The following is a 19,716-nucleotide window of genomic DNA, read 5'->3' as shown; positions in this document are numbered from 1 at the left end:
GGATCTCCTTACAGCTCGAGGGAAGGAAAACGGTAAATCGTCACGCCTTTCACCACCCGGTTAACCTCGCCGGTCGGGCAAGGGTTGTCCGGGGGCAGCCCCAGCGCCAGCGAACTCTCGAAGGCCAGCATTTGGCTGAACAGCAGGTACGGGAACAGCAGCCAGATATCGTCAGCGGCATCGTGCATATGCAGCAGGGCATCGGCGAGAGGTTGGCGTTCGCCGGTCAATCCGACCAGCTGCATTGCCAGTCCGTCGCGCTGCAGTTCGTTCCACAGGTCGCGGTCATACTGACGGGCGTAGTCGTGGTGGGAGAACATCAGCACCACCAATGTCTGGCCGTCGACCATAAATTTCGGGCCATGGCGCAGGCCGAGCGGCGAGTCGTAGCGCGTAACGATGCGGCCGGCGGTCAGCTCCAGCATCTTGAGCGAAGCCTCTTCGGCGAGGCCGGTAAAGCAGCTGCCGCCGAGGGTGATATAACGGCGGAAACCGCTGGCGGCCAGCGCCTTCACCTGCGGCTGCAGCGTTTCGCGCAGTGTGCGGCAGCGCTGCACCATGGCGTTCAACGGTGCCTGGGCGGCCTCGAGTGAAGCCGGGCCAAGCAGCAGCGCGGCGCTCAGCATCATGCAGCTGAAGCTGGAGGTCATGGCGAAGCTCTGATCGTTGGCGCCCTGCGGCATTACCAGCGAGCAGACGTTGCCACGCTGATGCGCGTACTGCGCCAGCCGGCTGTCCGGGTTGCACACCAGCATCAGATGATAGCTTTCCGGCAGCAATTGATCGGCCAGCTCCACCGTCGCCACGCTTTCCGGGCTGTTGCCCGAGCGGGCGAAGGAGACCAGCAGCGTCGGCCGGTCAGGGTCGAGATACTGCAGCGGGTTGGCGACGATATCGGTAGTGCCGTAGGCCACCACGTCGCGGCCGGTGCGTTCGCGCAGCCAGGGGGCCAGGGCGCGGCCGGCGAACGCCGAGCTGCCGGCGCCGCACAGCACGATCTGCAGGCGCGGATTGGCCAGCAGCGGCGCCAGGAACGGCTGCCACTGCGCCTGTTGATCCTGCAGTTGGCGATGCAGCGTCGCCCACAAATCCGGCTGTTGCCAAATTTCTGCAGCGGTATGCCAGGCGTTGCGCTGCTTCAGCCAATTCGTCTCGTAAGAGAAATACGCGTTCATGATGACAGCTCCTTAAAAAGCCTCGGTTAACGGTCGGCGATAATCACGTCGATCCCTAAATGGTGCAGCGCCTGCAGATAGTGTTCAGGAATGCGGCTGTCGGTGACCAGGCGGTGGATCTGGCCGATGTCGCGGATCATGCAAAAGCTGGTGCGGCCGAATTTGCTGGCGTCGGCGATGGCGATCACTTCGCGCGCCACCTCGCACATCACCCGGTTCAGCTGCGCTTCGCCCGGATCCGGCGTGGTGATGCCGCTCGCGAGATCGAAGCCGTCGACGCCGAGAAACAGTTTGTCGAACCGATACTGGCGCAGCTGTTGTTCGGCGGCGGGGCCGTACAGCGACCAGGCTTTGCGGCGCACGCTGCCGCCGACCACCATCAGGTCGATCTGCTCGTTGTTGGCCAGTTCGAAAGCGATGTTGAGCGCGTTGGTCATCACCACCAGATCCTTTTTCCCCGCCAGCTGCGGCGCCATTTGGCTGGTGGTGGAGCCGGAGTCGAGGATGACGGCGTCGCCGTCTTCAATCAGCGCCGCCGCCGCGCAGGCGATGGCGTGTTTTACGTCGCGATTGATGCGGCCCTTGTCCTGCAGCGGGCGGTCGAAGGCGAACTGTTTGTTCAACATGGCGCCGCCGTAGGCACGCACCGCGCAGCCGTGTTTTTCCAGCTGGCGCAGATCGCTGCGGATGGTGACGCTGGACACCGAAAACTGCTGGCTAAGCTGCTCCACGCGCACCGTGCCCTCGCGGCACAGCTGGTCGATAATTAATTCCCGGCGTTTTGCGGTATTGATCATTAATGCAGACTCCTGATTTACCTGTAGCCGTGCCCGACCGCGGCTTAATAAGCCGCAGCGATACCGACCGGAGCGCTTTCAGTTGTTCGTGGCGAATTACAGCAAACGAAACACTGAAATGCAATCGATTAATTTTAAAATATCTATATCTATCAGTTGGTTATATTTGATTTTGCTTTCGGTTGAGCAGCAACCGAAAGCGGTGTTAACGCAAAGTGAAAACGGCAAATTCGTTATTTTTCAGTCGCCAATTTCCAGCGCTTATTCATTCAGTCCATCGATGCCGAAAGCCGCAGCGATCGCTCGACAACCGCCGGGCTTTCACTGTTTTTTTTATGCCGGCGCGCTTAAAAGCGCTGCGCCGCGCACGCCGCTGCTGTCACCGTGCACCGGCGGGAACACCGCCGCCGGTTCCACGCCCGGCAGCAGCCAGCGCCGCATCGCCGGCGGCAACAGCCGGTACAGCTCGCCGACGTTCGACAACCCGCCGCCCAGCACGAAAGCATCGACGTCCAACAGCAGCTGTAAGCCGGCCAGCGCGCTGGCCAGGATGTCGACGTACATGGTCATCAGCCGTTGTGCGAGCGCATCACCGGCACGATAGCAGGCGACCAGCGCCGGCACGTCGGCGGCCGGATGGGAGAAATGGCGGCTCAGCGCCAGCAGCCCGCTGCCGGAGACGTAGCGTTCAAAGCAGCCGGTCAGCCCGCAGTTGCAGCTGAACAGCGGCAGATCGTAACGCTGCGCCAGCTGGGCCGATATCGGCATATGGCCCCATTCGCCCGCCACGCCGCTGCGCCCTTTGTGCAGTTGCCGGTTCACCACCAGGCCGCCGCCGGCCCCGGTGCCGATGATGGCGCCGAACACCAGCGGCAGGTGCGCGGTTTGCGGCGTGCTGGCTTCCGACAGCGCGAAGCAGCGGCAGTCGTTCTCGATGGCGATAGGTCGCGCCAACGCCTGCGTCAGATCATCCGCCAGGCAATGGCCGGTCAGGCAGGGCACGTTGACCGCTAACTGGCGGCGGCTGACGGGATCGGTGATCCCCGGTAAACCGATGCCGATGCTGCCGCGCGTGTGCAGTTCGCGATCCGCCTGCTCGGCCAGCCCGGCGATGCAGGCCACGAACTCGCCGTAATCGCCGGTTGGGGTGCGCACCCGCTGGAGCAGCACCTGATTGAGCCGGCGATCGTAAGCGGCCATTTCAATTTTGGTGCCGCCGATGTCGAAGCCGTAACGCATCTCTCTCATCGCCATGCTTTAGGCTCCGCTCAGGGCGATCACCGCCGCCTCGCGGCGTGCGCGTTCGGCGGCGAACACCATCAGGTGGCTCTCCAGCGCTTCCGCCGGGCCGGCCAGCACCTGGCTCGGATCGTTGGCGCGAATGGCCGCGATAAAGTGCTGCATCAGGTAGTAGTCGCCGCCGCCGTGGCCGGCCATGGCGTGCAGATCCTGGCCGGCATCGGTGTCGTAATGCGTTTCACCGTCGTCGAGGAACGAGGTGATGCGGATATGGCGGCCGTCGCCTTCCAGGCAGCCGCGGCTGCCGAAGATGCGGGTGTGCCGATCTTCGTGGCGGGTAAAGGCTGTCATGGTGAACGACGCGGTGCGGCCGCCGGCGAACTGCATATTGACCACCTGATGGTCGACCACGTTATTGTCGCAGCGGTAGACGCAGCGGCCGTAAGGCCCGTCGCGCAGCGCCGCCCGCAGCGTCGTCTGGTCGGGCTCTGGCGTCAGCACCCGCAGAAAACCGGGCGTGGCCTTGTGATTGTCGCCCAGATAGATGCGTTTGGCGGAATAGGGGCAATTTGCCTCTACTGCGCAATCCAGGCAGTTGTCCGCCGCGCCGGCCGGTTGGTTTTCCTGGCGGAAGTGGCGCAGGTTGCCGAAGGAGCTGATCTGCTCGCAGGGCTGCTCCATCACGTAGCGGATCCAGTCGATGTCGTGGCAGGATTTCTGCAGCAGCATAAAGGCAGCCTGCCGATCGTTGCGCCAGTTGCCGCGCACGAAGGAGTGGGCCTGATGCCAGTAGCCGACCGGTTCCAAATGTTGCAGGCTGACGATATCGCCGATCGCGCCGTCGCGCAGCAGCTGCTTGAGCTTTTGGGTATAGCGGGTGTAACGCAGCACGTGGCCGACCGAGAAGATCAGCTTTTGGCGCGTCACCTCGGCGACGATGGCGCGGCACTCGTCGGCGTCCGGCGACAGCGGTTTTTCCAGCAGCATGGCGTAGCCCTGGCGGGCGAAGGCCAGCGCCGGTTCGAGGTGCATCTGATCCTGGGTGCAGATCAGCACCGCGTCGGCCAGCTTGCCGGCGTCGGCGGCCTGACGCCAGTCGGTGAAGACGTTTTCCGGCGCGATGGCATGCTGCGCCACGAACGGCTCGCGGTAGGCGTCGCGCGGTTCCGCTACCGCCACCACCTGCATCAAATCGGGATGCGCCAGCGCATAGCGCGAGTAGATCTCACCGCGCGCCCCGGCGCCGACCACCAGCACCCGCACCGGGCGATGGGCAAAGCTGTTGGGTTGTGTTGACGACATTGCTGGATACTCCGCTGTTGTTATTTGAGGTTTTGGCCGCTGAGCTCGTCGAACAAATGCGCGCGCGTCAGATCGAATGCCAGATGAATGTTTTCGCCGAGGCGCGGCTCCCAATCCGGCAGCGACGCCATGCGCAGCACGAAGCGCAGATCGGCCAGTTCGCAGTGCAGCAGCTCTTCGTTGCCCATGCGCTCGATAGTGACGATCTGCGCCGGGAAACAGTTGGCGCTGCCGGGCGCGCACAGCCGCAAGGACTCCGGCCGGATGCCGAGACACACCCGCGCATGCGGGTAGTCCGCCAATTGCCGTTGCAGCGCAGGCGGCAGATCGAGCTGGTGCTGCAGGCCGATACGCAGCCGCACCGTTTGGCCGTCGCGCACGATCGCCAGATCGTGCAAATTCATCGACGGGCTGCCGATAAACTCGGCGACGAAACGGTTGGCGGGGTGGTGGTACAGGTTGATCGGTTTATCCACCTGCATGATGGCGCCGCGGTTCATCACGCAAATGCGATCGCCCATGGTCATCGCCTCGACCTGATCGTGGGTGACGTACACCATGGTGGCGGCGGCGCCTTCCTGCTTCAGCTGATTGTGCAGTTCGATCAGTTGCACGCGCATCGACACCCGCAGCTTGGCGTCGAGGTTGGACAGCGGTTCATCGAACAGGAACACCTTGGGTTTGCGCACGATGGCGCGGCCGACCGCCACCCGCTGGCACTGGCCGCCGGAGAGCTGGCCCGGCTTGCGCTGCAGCAGATTGGTGATCTCCAGCTTTTCCGCCGCGTCGCGCACCCGGCGGTCGATCTCGGCCTTGCTCTCTTTGCCGATCAGGCCGAACGCCATGTTCTTGTACACCGTCATGTGCGGGTACAGCGCATAGTTCTGGAACACCATGGCGACGCCGCGATCCTTCGGCATGCTGTCGTTGACGCAGCGATCGTGGATCAGGATCTGCCCCTCGCTGACGCTCTCCAGCCCGGCGATCATCCGCAGCAGGGTGGATTTGGCGCAGCCGGACGGGCCGACGAACACCATAAATTCCCCATCCTCAATGTCCAGATCGACGCCGTGCAGCGCGTGGAAACCGTTGGGGTACACTTTTTTAACGCTGTTTAACTGAATTCCGGCCATGTCGTTTACCTTGTCTGCGCGTTAGCCTTTCACCCCGGCGCTGGCGATGCCCTGGATGAAATAGCGTTGGAAAATAATGAACAGCATCAGCATCGGGATCACCGCCATCAGCGCCCCGGCCATCAGCAACGGGTATTCCACCCCGGCGCGGCTGGAGAGCGAGGCCAGCCCAACCGGCAGCGTCAGCTTCTCGGTGGTGGTATTGACGATCAGCGGCCACATCAGGTTGTTCCAGCTCCACAGGCCGTTGATGATGACGCAGGCGATAATGCCGGGCCGGATCAGCGGCAGCATGATGCGCCAGAAGATGGCGAAGTAGCTGTAACCGTCGATCAACGCCGCTTCCTCCATCTCCTTCGGCACCGCCAGGAAGAACTGGCGCAGCAGAAAGGTGGCGTAAACGCTGAAAATGCCCGGCAGCACCAGCCCGGTGATGCTGTTGACCAGCCCCAGCTTCTGCACCACCAGGAATTGCGGGATCAGAAACGCCTGGCCGGGCACCATCAGGATCGACACGCACACCAGAAACACCGCGTCGCGGCCGCGAAAATGCAGGCGCGAGAAGCCATAGGCGGCCAGGGTGGCGATCGCCATCTGCAGGGTGACGGTGAAGAAGGTCGCCAGCAGCGAGTTGAGATAAAAACCGGCGAACGGGATTTCGTGCATCACCCGGCCGTAGGCCTGCAGGCTGGGATGCGCCGGCAGCAGCGTCAGCGGGATCTGAATGCTCTCGGCCTGGGTTTTCAGCGAGGTCACCAGCATCCAGATAAAAGGCACCACCGAGGCCAGCGCCGCCAGCCCCATAAACAGGTACACCAGCGTTTTCTTGCTTGCGTTCATGTGCAGCTCCTCAGCTGACTTTCAGGCGCTTGCCGATCGCCATTTGAATCAGGGTGATCACCAGCGTGACGGCGAACAGCACCACGGTGATGGCGGAGGCGTAACCTTTTTCCTGCAGGTAAAACGCGTACTTGTAGAACAGGTTGGTGACGGTCATCACGTCGTTTTCCACCAGTGCGCGGTCGAACATCAGAAACACCACGTCAAAGACTTGCAGGATCTCGATAAAGCTCATCACCGACACGAAGAACAGCGTCGGCACCATCATCGGCAGCGTGATGCAGAAGAAGCGCCGCAGGGTGGGGATGCCGTCGATATCCGCCGCTTCGTACAGCTGGCGCGGAATGCTCTGCAGCCCGGCCAGCAAAATGATGATCTTCAGCGCCAGCGACGACCAGATGATGATGATGGACACGCTGATGCGGACCACGTCCGGATCGGACAGCCAGGCGACCGGCGCAATGTGCAGCAGGCCCAACGCCTGATTGATCAGGCCGAAATCCTTGTTGAACAGCCATTGCCACACCATGGCCACCGCCGCGGGCATGGTGACCGCCGGCAGGAACAGCAGGGTGCGCAGCAGGCCTTTGCCGCGGATGTTCTGGTTGAGGCCAATCGCCAGCAGCAGCGACAGGCTCAGGCTGATCGGCACGCAGACCACCACGTAAAACAGGGTGTTGGCGGCGGCAGTGTAGAAGTCGTCGTCTTCAAACAGGTTGAGATAGTTATCGACGCTGATGCTGCTCCAGCGCATGAATTGGTTCAGATCGGTAAAGCTGTAGAAAATGTTCTGCAAAAAGGGGATCAGGTAAAACACCGTCACCCCCAACAGCAGCGGCAGGATCATCACCCAGCCCCAGAAGCGTTCGGCGCGTTCGAGCCGATTGAGCGCGGGGCGGGCGATGCGCCGGGATGGTTTCAGGGTGACCGTAGCCGTTTCTGCCAGCGACATGTTGCCATTCCTCACCTATGACGTTCAGCGTGGGTCCACCGCGGCGCGCGCTCGGGGCAGCGCGCCGCGGTGGGGCGATTACTGCTCCATGACGCGCGCGATCTTCTTGACCGATTTGTCCATTTCCTGTTTGGCGTCCGCGCCCATAAAGATCTTCTTCAGGCTGGCGATCCACATGTTTTGCCACTTCGGCGTATTGGTGCCGGCGGTGGGGTAAGCCTGGGTCACTTCCAGAGTCTGGATGTAAGGCGAGACGTCGACTTTCTGAATCTGCTGCGCCCAGACCTTGGCCGCCGTCTTGTTGGCCGGGATCACCACCTTGGCCAGCTCCGCCTGTGAGGCCTCGCTGCTCATGAAGGCGATATATTTCCAGGCGGCCTGCTTGTGGGCGCTTTTCGCCGACATGGCGAAGGCCAAACTGTGGGCCACGCCGGACTGGCGTTCAATTTTGGGCATCATCACCACGCCGATGTGGTCGTTGATCAGCGGGTTATTGGCGAACGGCGCAGCCAGCCAGGAACCGGCATAGACCATCGCGGCGCGGTTGGACTGGAAGATGTTCTCGGTTTTGACTTCGCTCATCTGCTGGGCGCTTGGCATCAGGCCGTCTTTCATCATGCCCTGCAGCTGCTGATAGACCCAGAGGGATTTGTCGTTGGCGATGTCGGTGGGCTGGCCATCTTTCGGCACGATGTGATTGCCGTTTTGGAACAGCAGGTTCATGTAACTGTCCTGACCGTCGATGCTGAGATCCATCACCAGCGGGAAGGCGGCGCCTTTCAGCCCGTTTTTCAGCGCGGCGGCCTTGCTCTTCAGATCGTCCCAGCTCCAGTCGCTGGTGGGATAGCTGACGCCGGCCTGATCGAACAGTTTTTTGTTGTACCACACGGCGATGGAATCGACGTCGCGCGGGATGGCCATCTGTTGGCCGTCGTACTGATAGGCTTTCACCGAGCTGGCGACCACGTCGTCCAGCTTAAGGCCGCTGTCCTTAATATAGGGCGCCAGCGGCTCCATAATGCCGTTTTTGGCGTACTGCACAAAATAAGGCATATTGATCCAGAATATATCTGGCGCTACGCCGCCGGCGGCGGCGGAATCTAATTTAACGAAATATTGCGCCGAGGGAGTTAATTCTATTTCTATTTTTATATCCGGATTAGCCTGTTCAAAGCGCTTGGCAATCTCCTGTTCGGCGGGTAATTGGTTTCTGTCCCAAACGGCATAGCGTAAAGTTATTTTATCTGCTGCATGGAGCAGTGTGGGTAATAATAATGCGCTGGCAAGAATAGAATGCGCCAGCAGGCGGCCGGTATTTTTTATCGGTGACATTGCTTTCCCCTCGGTGAGCGACGAATAGCGTTTTTCGCAACGTAAATTCTTTCTATCCCTTAACTTTCAATGTGTCAATACACCCCCAAACGCCCAAAAATGGGGCGACAATGTTTCATTGTTGTTAAAATCGAAAGGCTTTTACGGCCAAGTGAAAGGGGTTTCTGTTCACATTTCATTAACCTTTTGACGGGGTTTTTCCCCGGTGGCGCGGCATTTAGCGGCCTTCGCAGGCATAGGAATAACTGATAACCCTTGCACCATAATGGGGATTAAAAATATTTTTATTGTGCAAGCTTCAGCTTCTTTCATTTTTGTGATGCAAATAAACAAAAAAATCTTGCTGGGGCTGTCCGAGGAGGGCGCTTGAACGTTTTTTATTGCCGGCTATTGTTTGTGGCGATAAAAGACGCTAGCCTGAATCTCACAACATTTATTCATCCAAAATAAAGAGGGCGAAATATCATGCGCCTGTCTCTGGTATTTACGCATTGCCTGGAAAAAGTATTTCATCGCCAAAATATGCCGCCCATTGCCGTGGAAAATCGGCTGAGCGGGTTAAATAACGAGGTGCTGTCCTGGCAGGCGGTGTACTGTTTGCAAACTCCGGGCAACGAGACTCGCCATGAGCTGTGTTATCAACTCGACGGGCCGCTGGCGGAGTATATCAGCGTGCGCCAGGTGCAATCGGTGCCGAGCGGTTTTCCCTGTTATCGCGAGACCGATGAGAATTACCTGACCACCGAGCCGGGCTTATTTCCCGATCCGCTGATGCCGCTGCCGCAACGGCGTTTTTTTGCCGCCTGCCGCTATTATGGCAGCCTGTGGTTGACCCTGACGCCGCCGGCCGACGCGCAACTGGCCGGCGACTTTCCGTTGACCCTGCGGCTGCTGGATGCCCAGAGCGGCGAGGCGCTGGCCGAGGCCACACTGACGCTGCATCTGGTGCCCGCGGCGTTGCCGCCGCAAACGCTGTTGCACACCGAATGGCTGCACACCGACTGCCTGGCGGATTACTACCGTTTGGCGGTGTTCAGCCCGGCGTACTGGCGCGCGGTGCGCAACTTTGTGCGCTGCGCGGTGCAGGCCGGCGTCAATATGCTGCTGACGCCGCTGTTCACGCCGCCGCTGGATACCGCCGTTGGCGGCGAACGCACCACGGTACAGTTGGTGAGGGTGACACATTCGGCGCACGGGTATGGCTTCGATTTCAGCCGTCTGGCGCAGTGGGTGGCGTTGGCGCAGGAAGAGGGCATCGAGCACTTCGAAATCGCGCCGCTGTTTACCCAATGGGGCGCGGCGCATGCGCCGAAGATCGTGGTGGAGGAGCAGGGCGAGACGCGAACGCCGTTCGGCTGGCACACCGATGCGCAGGGCGAAGCGTATCAGCGTTTCCTACAGGCGCTGCTGCCGGCGTTGACCGCCTGGTTCCGCGAACGGGGGCTGGAACGGCAGGTATGGTTCCATGTTTCCGATGAGCCGACGTTGGACAACCTGGCGGCCTACCGGCGCGCCAGCGCCGCGCTGCTGGATGGCTTCCGCACCTTCGATGCGCTGTCGGATTTCGCGTTTTATCAGCAAGGCCTGGTGGAAACCCCGGTCGTTGCGACCGACCACCTCGAACCTTTTATCGAACACCAGGTCCCCGGCCTGTGGGCCTATTACTGCTGCGTGCAGAAGACTGAGGTCGCCAATCGCTTCTTCGCTCAGCCTTCGGCGCGCAACCGCATATTGGGCGTGCAGCTGTATCTGTACCGCATCGCCGGCTTTCTGCACTGGGGATTCAACTTCTATAACAGCGCCCATTCGCGTGAACGCATCAATCCGTACGCGGTGACCGACAGCGGCCATGCATTTCCCTCCGGCGATCCGTTCGTGGTCTACCCCGGTGAGGATCTGCAGCCGGTGGAGTCGCTGCGCCTGCGGGTGCTGCACCAGGGGCTGCAGGACATGCGCGCGCTGCAGCTGCTGGAGAGTTTGACCGATCGGGCGACGGTGGAAGCGCTTATAGAAAGTGAGCTGGGCATGCGCATCACCTTCAAGCGTTATCCGCACCAGGCCGGGCCGCTGCTGCGCCTGCGCGACGCGGTAAACCGCCGCATCGAAGCGTTGCTGGCGCCGATGTGAAGGCAAGTGGGGGCGAAAATGCGTCTTTCGCTCCCAATTCGCCATTACTTTGCTATACCTGATAGTCGATGGATTCACTTTATTGTCATGTAACTGACATGTCAGAGTCACGGCTCTGGCTTAAGTTTGCAGCGACTACGTCAGGAGATAACGCGATGTTCAGCCTGGATTCTCTGTTGCAAGATGCATTTCCACACCGCAATACCCCCGCCTGGCAGCGCAGCCTGCTAAGAACCCTTCTCTTCGAAAAAGAATTCAAACAGTTCGCCGCCGATTATCCCCATCTGAAAGGGCTCGATCTGATCGAGCAGGTGGTGGACTACTTTAACCTCAGCTGCGAGCTGGTGGACGGCGATCTGGAAAACATCCCGAGCCAGGGGCCGGTGGTGCTCGTGGCCAATCACCCGATCGGCTCGCTCGACGGCTTGGTATTGCTGCGCGCCGTTGCCGCGGTGCGCCCGGACGTGAAAGTGGTGGCCAACCAGCTGCTGACCTACATTGAACCGCTGCGCAGCCTGTTCGTGCCGGTGGATAACGTCGCTTATAAAACCAGCCGCAAACAGATTGAAGGCATGCAGCAGCAGCTGGACAACCAGGGTGCGCTGATCCTGTTCCCGGCAGGCGAAGTGTCGCGCATGAGCCCGAAAGGCATCCGCGACGGCCACTGGCATACCGGTTTTCTGCGCCTGGCCGCCAAAGCGCGCGCGCCGATCGTGCCGATCCACATCAGCGCACGCAACAGCAACCTGTTTTACTTTACCTCTCTGGTCTACCGGCCGCTGTCGACCTTGCTGCTGGTGCGCGAAATGTTCCAGCAGCGGGGCGGGCGCATCAAGATCCGCGTCGGCGGCCGCGTGCCGTTCGCCAACTGGCACGACGGCCACACCAGCGCCAAGGATCTGGCGGAGCGTTTTCGCCGCCACGTCTATCGTCTGGGCCAGGGCAAGCCGGGGCTGTTCGCCAGCGAATCGCCGATCGCGCTGCCGGAAGATCGTCTGGAGCTGAAAAAGGCGCTGGCGAACTGCGAACGCTTGGGGGTAACGCCGGACGGTAAAACCATCTATCTCTATCGTCGCCATGACGAAGCGCGTACGCCAATCCTGCGCGAGCTGGGGCGCCTGCGCGAGATCGCCTTCCGCGCGGTGGGGGAAGGATCCGGCCGCCGCCGCGATCTGGACAGCTACGACGACGATTACTACCACCTGGTGCTGTGGGACGAGGAGGAGCTGGAGATCGTCGGCGCCTATCGCTTTATCCCTACCGCCGAACAAATTGCGCGCAAAGGGCTGGAAAGCATCTACAGCAACAGCCTGTTCCATTATGACCGCGATATGGAACCGATCCTGGCGCAGGGCATCGAGCTGGGGCGCAGCTTTATTCAGCCGGCCTATTGGGGCAAGCGCGGGCTGGACTATTTGTGGCTGGGCATCGGCGCCTATCTGTCGAAATACCCGCAGTACCGCTATCTGTTCGGCCCGGTGTCGATCTCCGGCGGCATGCCGCTGGCAGCACGTGATTTGCTGATCGCCTTCTATCGGCTCTATTTCTCGCCGGATCACGCGTTCGGCCAGTCGCGGCGGCCTTATCCGGCGTCGCTGCCGCAGGTGCTGGCGCAGTTTGCCGGGGACAACTATCAGGAAGATCTGGTGCGGCTGAAGAGCCTGCTCAGCAATATCGGCTGCTCGATCCCAACGCTGTACAAGCAGTACACCGAACTGTGCGAGCCGGGCGGGGTACAGTTTATCGATTTCGGCACCGATCCGGCGTTCAACAACTGTATCGACGGGCTGGTGTTGGTGGATACCACGCGGCTCAAGCCATCGCGGTATCAGCGTTACATCGCGGTGCACCAGCCGCAGCCGGCCGAGACGGCATGACTACAGTCTGACTCATGCCTTTTTGATCTAAGCACGACCTTGGGGCCGGCGACGGGATAGCGCTACGATAAACGTTTTGCTTTCCACCGCCGGAGCCCGTCATGCCCCATTCGTTTATCCCGCCGTTATTGTCCGCCGATGAACCCTCTGCCGCCGCCGTGGAAATCCCGCGCGGCAAAGCGCCCTTTTTGCTGCTGTGCGATCACGCCGGTAAGGCGATACCGCAATCCCTTGGCGACCTTGGTTTGCCGCCGGGGGAGATCGAACGCCACATCGGCTGGGACATCGGCGCGTTGAACGTGTCGCGCCATCTGAGCCGTCAGCTGGACGCCACCCTGATCCACCAGCGTTATTCACGGCTGGTGATCGACTGCAACCGGGCGCCAGGCATCGCCAGCTCGATCCCGCATTTGTCCGAACTGACGCCGATACCCGGCAATATCGGTATTGACGCCGAGCACGCGCTGGCGCGCGAGCGTGAGGTGTTTTTGCCGTATCACCACGCCATCGACGATCATTTGGGGCAACGTCAGCTGCGCGAACTGCCGACAGCGGTGATCGCCATGCACAGTTTCACACCGGTGTTCAAAGGGGAATCGCGCCCCTGGCAGGTGGGGTTGCTGTTTAACCGCTACCCGGAATTTGCCCATCTGTTGGCCGAGCTGCTGCGCGAAGAGGGGGATTTGCAGGTGGGGATCAACGAGCCCTATGCAATGACCGACGCCACCGACTACACGTTGCCGGTGCACGCGGAACGGCGCGGATTGCCTTACGTCGGCATCGAAATTCGCCAGGATCTGATCGCCGACGAACGCGGGCAACAGGCATGGGCGAAACGTTTCGCGCGCCTGCTGCCGCAGGCCTGGCAACGCTGGCAAATTTGACTTTAGGAATATTCCCAGAGATGATAACCATAAGGAATACATAAGACGTCATTAGAAAAAAAGTCAGGAGAGACGTGTGGAGCACAGCGATAACGGACTGTTTATCAAACGGGAGCGTTTTGAAGTTCTGGCGATTCTGCGTGAAATTTGCAAACAACGCACGCCGCTGCGCGTAGAAAATCAGCAGCACCGGTTTCAAAGTCTGTTATTGAGCGTCGGGCCGGACAATATCGTGTTTAGCGGTGAGGAAGCGGAAAACGCCATCGACGGCGCCTGCACCATCGTGATTGAAAGCCACGACGCCAAAATCGAGTTTTCCGTCGGCCAGGCAGAACTGACCGAACATCAGGGCGTCCAGGCCTGCTCGACCCGGCTGCCGCAGGAGTTGGTCTATATCCAGCGCCGTCGCCAATTCCGCATCACCACGCCGCACTGGCGCCAATTCTTCTGCACCGGCGAGTACCCGGACGGCACGCCTTATGAGCTGCGTATCCACGATCTCTCCGCCGGCGGCGTCGGTTTGCGTTTCGACGGCCCGCTGCCGGATTTCTTCCAGCCTGGCCTGCAGTTCAAAAAAGCGGAGCTGGATCTGGGCAGCTACGGCAGCTTCAAGGTCAATATGGAGCTGGTGGTGGTCAACGACGATCAGGAAACCGACGATAACGACCAGGTGGTGCACTTCTCGCGCCTGTCGTGCCGTTTCCTCAAGCTGGGGCTGGCGATGGAGCGCAAAATTCAGAGCGCGGTGTTCGCCTTCGAGCTGGATTTCAACAAAAAGAAAAAACGCTGATATTTATCAGGGGCGGGCATGCTGCCCCTGACTCCCCACAGGTCTTACGGTTTTAACGCCCGCAGGCTGCCGATCTCTTCCCAACCGAAATGCGCCGCTTCGGCCAGCACGTCGCACACTTCGCCGCCGGCGGCAACCACGGCCGCGTCGAGCGCGGCGCCGCGCAGCAGATGGCTCACCAGCAGTGCGGTGAACAGATCGCCGGTGCCTTTGACCGCCGATTTGACCTTCGGATGGGTAAAGCACTGCGCTTCCTGCCGGGTGACCAACATTAAACCCACTTCGTCTTCGTGCTGTGCCACGCCCGGCGCGCTGGTGACCAGCACCCATTCGGTGGTGTCGTTCAACAGCGCCTGCGCGGCGCGTTGCGTCTGCTCCCGGCTGCTCAAAGAGCGGCCGCACAGCTGCTCCAGTTCGAAGCCGTTCGGCGTCAGGCCGTTGGCCAGCCGCAGGAACGGTGAACGATAGCAATTGACGATGCGCTCATCCACGTAGATCCCTTCGCCGTAATCGCCCATCACCGGATCGATATAGATCCTTATCTGCGGATTGAGGGCGCGCACCCGCTGCAGCCAGTTGGCCAGAATATGGCACTGCATCACGTCGCCCAGGTAACCGACGATCACCGCCCGGGTGCGTTTCATCACGCCGCGGGCGATCAGATCGTCGAGAAAGCCGCCGAACCACTCGCCGGAGATGACGCCGCCATGCGGCTTGCCGTAATAGGGCGGGCAGCCGAACAGCACGCTGGGCACCTGCAGCGCTTCCAGCCCCTTTTTCAGCAGGGCACGGTAGGCGATACCGTTGCCGACGCTGCCGTAAACCACCTGAGATTGAATGCTGATCACGTCGATGGACGGTGATCGCAAGGGTGAAGCCTGTTGCATGAGTTACATCCTTGGTTCGTTATTATCCAGCCAGCGGGCGAACACCTGCCGCGCGCGCTGTTCCAGCTGTGCGCCGTGGCGCGCCGCCTGTTCGCGCAGGCTCTGGGGCGCGACGCCGGCCAGCTCCAGCTCGCAGGCATGGCCAATCAACCAGCGTTCGATATCGCGGTGATCCGCCTCCAGATGGAACTGCAGACCGAGCGCGAACCCCTGATAGTCGAAAGCCTGATGCGGGCAAATCGCCGTGCCGGCCAGGCAGCGGGCGCCGTCCGGGATCATGAACATATCGCCGTGCCAATGCAGCACCGGCGTATCGGCCAGCGGCGCCAGCACCGAGTCGTCTTGGGCCGCGAGCGTGGTCAGCGGAGCGAAGCCGATCTCTTTAACGCCGAGCGAAATCACGTCGGCGCCCAGCGCCTGGGCGATCACCTGCGCGCCGAGACACACCCCGAGGGTCGGCCGCCGCTGCGCCAGGCGCTGTTTGACCAGCGCCAATTCATGGTCGAGAAAATCATAGCGTTGCTCACCGGAAAAGTGCCGGGCGGCGCTGATCGGCCCGCCGAGCACCACCAACAGATCTGTCTCTTCATTATTGATAGCACGAATATCATCGCGACCGGCATCGTAATAGTCGATCTGATAGCCGCGCAGCGAGAGCAGGGAACCGAGAATACCCAGGTTTTCAAAATTGACGTGTCGAATGGCGACGGCTTTTTTCATTGTTTAACCTCGTGAGCGTGGGTGAACGGCGTCAGCGCCAGCGACTCGCCCAGCACCGTGATGCCCTGCGCGCCGCTCTGATAGACGATGCGGCGTTCGCTGACCTGGCTGAGCTGCACCTGATAACCCTGCGCGGCCGGGAACAGCGCGCACGCCTGCTCCAGCTGATCGGCAGCCCAGGGGGTGAACATCTCCAGGCGGGCAAAGGCTTTTCCTGCATACTGAATGTCGAGCACGTAATGTTTATCCATGGAACCCCCTTACTTTTGGCCGCGGAAGCTGCTAATCTTATTTGAACTAGTACAAAAGGATTTATGTATGAGTTTATTGTATGCAAAAGGCGGCGGCGCTGTCCAGATTGCCGAGCAGATCGCCGCACGCATCAAAGACGGCGCGCTGCGGCCGGGCGAGCTGTTGCCACCGGTACGCCAACTGGCGGCGGAGCTGGAGGTCAATCCGAATACCGTCGCCAGCGCTTATGCCCGATTGCGCGATGCCGGCCTGGTGGCGACGCGCGGGCGGGCGGGAACGGTGGTGCTGGAGCCGCCGCTGGCGGCGGTGAGTGCGGCCTATACGCCGCGTCAGGTGCCGGCGGGAATGTGCGATCTGGCCAGCGGCAATCTGGATGCCGCATTGTTGCCGGCATTGGCGCTTGGCGCGACGGAGGTGTTCCCGCAGCAAAATGGTTATGACATCAGTGGCGATCTGCCGGTATTGACCGGTCTGGGACGCGAGTGGCTCAGCCGCCAGGGCGTCACGCTGGGGGAACCGGCGGTGTTCTCCGGCGCGCTGGACGCGATGGAAAAGGCGCTGCGCTGCCATGTGCAGCCGGGTGCGGCGGTGTGGGTGGAAGATCCTTGCTGGCCGCCGCTATTGACGCTGTTGCGCCATCTGCGTCTACGGCCGCTGCCGCTGGCGGTAGATGAACAGGGCTGTCGGCTGCCGGAAAGCGGGGCCGCCGGCGCGGTGATCCTGACGCCGCGCGCTCACAATCCGACCGGCGCTTCGCTCTCTGCGCAGCGCGCGCAACAGTGGCGGCGTTTTCTGCGCGACAACCCGCAGTGTCTGGCGATCGTCGACGACTTCTGGGGGCCGCTGTCGCAGCAGCCGCTGCATCTGCCGTTCGACGGCGATCGCGGCCTGTACGTGTTGTCGCTGAGCAAGTTTCTCAGCCCGGATCTGCGCATCGCGCTGGCCTGCGGCAACCCGACGTTGCTGCAGGCGATGCGCGCCGATCAGTACATCAGCGAACGCTGGGTCAGCCATATCTTGCAACAGATCGCCGCCAGGCTGTGGAGACAGGCCTTGCAGGAAGGGCAACTGCCGCGGGCGCAACAGGCATATCAGGCCAGAAGGGATGAACTGGTGCAGCGGCTCAATGCATTGAATCACACGGCGCTGGCGGTAGGTGAAGGGTTGCATCTGTGGCTGCCGGTGAGGTCGGAAAGCGCCGCCGCGCAGCTGATGGCGCAGCGGGGGTGGTTGGTGCAGGGCGGTGAGCCTTTCCGCCTGAAGGGCGGCCCGGCACTCCGCGTTAGCCTGGCCAACGTGGTACCGGCACAGCTGGCGCCGCTGGCGCAGGATCTGTCCGAAGCCATGCGGGCCGAGGCGGCGATCAACTAAGCCGGCGTCAGGTTTTCCTCCGCCAGCCGCTGTAGCGAGGTTAACCGGGCGGTCGGTTCGGCGATCGGCGTGTCGATGATGAACTCGTCCACGCCGTACTGCAGCTGCAGCTGCGCCAGTTGCTGATGCACCTGCTGCGCGGTGCCGAGCAGAACATGACTTTCTCGCGGCTCGATGCGGTAGTCGGTGGCGCCGGCCTGTTGCACGAAACTCTCGGCCTGCGCCAGGCTGCCGACGGTCACGCTCTGCTCACCGGCGACGTGCACGCGGTATTGCTGAATCTCCGCCGCCAGCGTCGCGGCCTGCTCCGGGCTCTGCGCCACGATCGCCGCCACCGCCAGCAGCCCCTTGCGGCCGCCGCTGTGTGCGGTGTAGTGCTCCAGCGCTTCTCTAATGTCTTGCGGATTGCCGTTCAGATGCGCGGCGAACACGAAGGCCCAGCCGGATTCAGCCGCCAGCGTCGCGCTCTCTTTACTGGCGCCGAGCAAAAAGCGCTGGGCGGCGTGCGGCGGCAACGGCGTGGCGCTCAGGCCCGGTTCGGCGTCGTCGTTCAGGTAAGCGGTCAGCTGCGACAGCTGCTGCGGGAAGGCCGGTTTATTTTGCCGGTCATGGGCGGCCTGCAGCGCCTGGGTGGCGAGCGGCAGCCCGCCGGGCGCTTTGCCCACCCCGAGATCGACGCGCCCTGGCGCCAGCGCCGCCAGCAGGTTGAAGTTTTCGGCTACCTTGTAGGCGCTGTAGTGCTGCAGCATCACGCCGCCGGAGCCGATGCGAATGCGCGACGTTTGGCCGAGCAGATAACCGATCAGCACCTCCGGCGACGGGCAGGCGAGCTGCGGCGTATTGTGGTGCTCCGCTAACCAGAAACGCCGATATCCCCAGCGTTCCGCCTGTTGCGCCAGATGCAGCGTGCGCGCCAGCGCCTGCGCGGCGCTTTCCCCTTCGGCGATCGGACTCTTTTCCAATATGCTCAAGGCATAAGCCATTTTCCCGCTCCTTTCCTCATCAGATATGCCTGACAAATACCATGCGGGCGGCGCACGCCTTAATACTGATTGGCGATAGGATATTCCATTGATCCAAAACGGATTTGAATATGCGCAGAACGGTAAAGCGCCGCGATGTTACCCCTCGAGCCAGGCCTTCAGACGAATGGCGTCACGGTAGTGACCGTAGCGCGGCTGTGCGCCGAGCAGGATCATCACCACCGGCTGCCCTTTGATGGTGGTGCGCATCACCAGGCAGTGACCGGCCTCGTCGGTAAAGCCGGTTTTCTGCAGCTGGATCTTCCAGGCGGGGTTGTTGATCAGGCCGTTGGAGCTGCGGTAAACCAACTGGCCGCGGCCGGGGCGCACGATCTGCTGCTTGTCGGTGCTGAAGCGGCGAATCGACTGATAGCGATAGGCGTGATTGACCATCTTCAGCAGATCGTTGGCGGTCGCCACATTGCGCGGCGTCAGCCCGGTCGGATCGTAGAAGCGGGCGCGTTTCATGCCGATGGCGCGCGCTTTCTGATTCATTTTCGCCACGAAGGCCTTGCGCCCGCCGGGATAACTGCGGCTCAGCGCGGCGGCGGCGCGGTTCTCCGAAGACATCAGGGCGATGTGCAGCATGTCGCGGCGGCTGAGCACCGAGCCGATGGTCAGCCGCGAATGGGTTTTCTTCAGCAGATCGCGATCGGCGGCGGTGACTTTGAGCTTGCTGCCCATCGGGCGTTTGCTGTCCAGGGCGACCATGGCGGTCATCAGTTTGGTGAGCGAGGCGATCGGCAGCACGCGGTTCGGCTGCTTCTGATAAAGGGTCTTTCCGGTGCGTTGATTGACGACCAGCACCGATTTGGCATTCAGCACCAGCGGCGGTGCAGCGGCATGCACGGGCGCCAAAACGAACAGCAGGCTGAACAGCAGGGCGGCGCCGAAGCGCCGGACAGGCAGACGGAGAAAAGCGTGAGATAAAAGCATAACGGCGGCAATAGTGACCCTAAGTGATTAAAAAATATCAAAAGAGTCTGCCGGGCAAATGTGAAGGAAATAGGGCGATA

18 protein-coding genes are annotated in these 19,716 nt (G+C 61.4%); 5 read left to right on the top strand and 13 right to left on the bottom strand.

Annotated features, from left to right (window positions below; translation table 11 throughout):
• Positions 1 to 8: 8 nt before the first annotated feature.
• The 8 genes from ACJ8IJ_RS00770 to ACJ8IJ_RS00735 form a co-directional block, all read right to left on the bottom strand.
• A complete protein-coding gene (locus ACJ8IJ_RS00770; protein ID WP_442518182.1) occupies positions 9 to 1,175 on the bottom strand; it encodes an SIS domain-containing protein in 1,167 nt (388 codons plus the stop codon).
• 26 nt (positions 1,176 to 1,201) lie between these two features.
• A complete protein-coding gene (gene agaR, locus ACJ8IJ_RS00765; RefSeq protein ID WP_004938263.1) occupies positions 1,202 to 1,972 on the bottom strand; it encodes a transcriptional repressor AgaR in 771 nt (256 codons plus the stop codon).
• Between the two features lie 333 nt (positions 1,973 to 2,305).
• On the bottom strand, positions 2,306 to 3,211 hold the full coding sequence (locus ACJ8IJ_RS00760; protein ID WP_131165118.1) for an ROK family protein: 906 nt from the start codon (positions 3,209 to 3,211) through the stop codon (positions 2,306 to 2,308).
• An 18-nt stretch (positions 3,212 to 3,229) separates the two neighbouring features.
• Positions 3,230 to 4,513: a Gfo/Idh/MocA family protein gene (locus tag ACJ8IJ_RS00755; RefSeq protein ID WP_131164727.1), complete on the bottom strand. Its 1,284-nt coding sequence runs from the start codon at positions 4,511 to 4,513 to the stop codon at positions 3,230 to 3,232.
• A 20-nt stretch (positions 4,514 to 4,533) separates the two neighbouring features.
• Entirely contained in the window at positions 4,534 to 5,646 is a 1,113-nt protein-coding gene (locus ACJ8IJ_RS00750) for an ABC transporter ATP-binding protein (RefSeq protein WP_004938255.1), read from the bottom strand.
• Positions 5,647 to 5,667: 21 nt separating this feature from the next.
• The gene (locus tag ACJ8IJ_RS00745; protein ID WP_004938251.1) at positions 5,668 to 6,486 is read right to left on the bottom strand and encodes a carbohydrate ABC transporter permease; all 819 of its coding nucleotides are present in this window, start codon (positions 6,484 to 6,486) and stop codon (positions 5,668 to 5,670) included.
• Positions 6,487 to 6,496: 10 nt separating this feature from the next.
• A complete protein-coding gene (locus ACJ8IJ_RS00740; protein ID WP_197753168.1) occupies positions 6,497 to 7,438 on the bottom strand; it encodes an ABC transporter permease subunit in 942 nt (313 codons plus the stop codon).
• A gap of 78 nt (positions 7,439 to 7,516) precedes the next feature.
• The gene (locus ACJ8IJ_RS00735; RefSeq protein WP_049188973.1) at positions 7,517 to 8,770 is read right to left on the bottom strand and encodes an ABC transporter substrate-binding protein; all 1,254 of its coding nucleotides are present in this window, start codon (positions 8,768 to 8,770) and stop codon (positions 7,517 to 7,519) included.
• A 465-nt stretch (positions 8,771 to 9,235) separates the two neighbouring features.
• On the opposite strand from ACJ8IJ_RS00735, the gene ACJ8IJ_RS00730 reads away from it, so the two are divergent.
• The 4 genes from ACJ8IJ_RS00730 to ACJ8IJ_RS00715 all read left to right on the top strand — a co-directional run bounded on the left by ACJ8IJ_RS00730 (position 9,236) and on the right by ACJ8IJ_RS00715 (position 14,448).
• Positions 9,236 to 10,897 (top strand): DUF4091 domain-containing protein, encoded by a 1,662-nt coding sequence (locus tag ACJ8IJ_RS00730; RefSeq protein ID WP_442518181.1) that lies wholly within the window; start codon positions 9,236 to 9,238, stop codon positions 10,895 to 10,897.
• Between the two features lie 155 nt (positions 10,898 to 11,052).
• A complete protein-coding gene (gene olsF / locus ACJ8IJ_RS00725) occupies positions 11,053 to 12,774 on the top strand; it encodes an ornithine lipid synthase OlsF (RefSeq protein WP_004938233.1) in 1,722 nt (573 codons plus the stop codon).
• Between the two features lie 101 nt (positions 12,775 to 12,875).
• A complete protein-coding gene (locus ACJ8IJ_RS00720; protein ID WP_154870320.1) occupies positions 12,876 to 13,658 on the top strand; it encodes an N-formylglutamate amidohydrolase in 783 nt (260 codons plus the stop codon).
• 76 nt (positions 13,659 to 13,734) lie between these two features.
• Positions 13,735 to 14,448, top strand: coding sequence for a flagellar brake protein (locus tag ACJ8IJ_RS00715; RefSeq protein WP_004938226.1), 714 nt, complete (start codon positions 13,735 to 13,737; stop codon positions 14,446 to 14,448).
• Between the two features lie 44 nt (positions 14,449 to 14,492).
• Here the strand turns inward: ACJ8IJ_RS00715 and ACJ8IJ_RS00710 are convergent, their stop codons facing one another.
• From ACJ8IJ_RS00710 to ACJ8IJ_RS00700, 3 genes are read right to left on the bottom strand one after another with little or no spacing between them, the layout of a single operon-like run.
• Entirely contained in the window at positions 14,493 to 15,335 is an 843-nt protein-coding gene (locus tag ACJ8IJ_RS00710; RefSeq protein WP_049240901.1) for a PfkB family carbohydrate kinase, read from the bottom strand.
• Positions 15,336 to 15,338: 3 nt separating this feature from the next.
• Positions 15,339 to 16,055 carry a glutamine amidotransferase gene (locus tag ACJ8IJ_RS00705; RefSeq protein WP_049188969.1) on the bottom strand — a complete coding sequence of 239 codons (717 nt, stop codon included), beginning with the start codon at positions 16,053 to 16,055 and terminating at the stop codon, positions 15,339 to 15,341.
• Positions 16,052 to 16,306, bottom strand: a complete 255-nt coding sequence (locus tag ACJ8IJ_RS00700) for a hypothetical protein (protein ID WP_004938217.1) — start codon at positions 16,304 to 16,306, stop codon at positions 16,052 to 16,054. The genes ACJ8IJ_RS00705 and ACJ8IJ_RS00700 overlap by 4 nt, the downstream gene beginning before the upstream one ends.
• 67 nt (positions 16,307 to 16,373) lie before the next feature.
• Between ACJ8IJ_RS00700 and ACJ8IJ_RS00695 the strand changes: the two genes are divergently transcribed.
• Positions 16,374 to 17,678, top strand: coding sequence for an aminotransferase class I/II-fold pyridoxal phosphate-dependent enzyme (locus tag ACJ8IJ_RS00695; RefSeq protein WP_442518180.1), 1,305 nt, complete (start codon positions 16,374 to 16,376; stop codon positions 17,676 to 17,678).
• Here ACJ8IJ_RS00695 and ACJ8IJ_RS00690 read toward each other — a convergent pair.
• Both ACJ8IJ_RS00690 and pbpG read right to left on the bottom strand, forming a co-directional pair.
• Entirely contained in the window at positions 17,675 to 18,661 is a 987-nt protein-coding gene (locus tag ACJ8IJ_RS00690) for an MsnO8 family LLM class oxidoreductase (RefSeq protein WP_049188967.1), read from the bottom strand. The genes ACJ8IJ_RS00695 and ACJ8IJ_RS00690 overlap by 4 nt on opposite strands.
• Positions 18,662 to 18,799: 138 nt before the next feature.
• Positions 18,800 to 19,636, bottom strand: a complete 837-nt coding sequence (pbpG, locus tag ACJ8IJ_RS00685; RefSeq protein WP_004938210.1) for a D-alanyl-D-alanine endopeptidase — start codon at positions 19,634 to 19,636, stop codon at positions 18,800 to 18,802.
• Positions 19,637 to 19,716 lie beyond the last annotated feature (80 nt).

Source organism: Serratia sp. CY40230, from assembly GCF_052168835.1.
In the GTDB taxonomy this organism is placed as follows: domain Bacteria; phylum Pseudomonadota; class Gammaproteobacteria; order Enterobacterales; family Enterobacteriaceae; genus Serratia; species Serratia nematodiphila.
The sequence above is the reverse complement of the archived record's forward strand: the minus strand, read 5'-3'. Positions and strand labels throughout refer to the sequence as shown.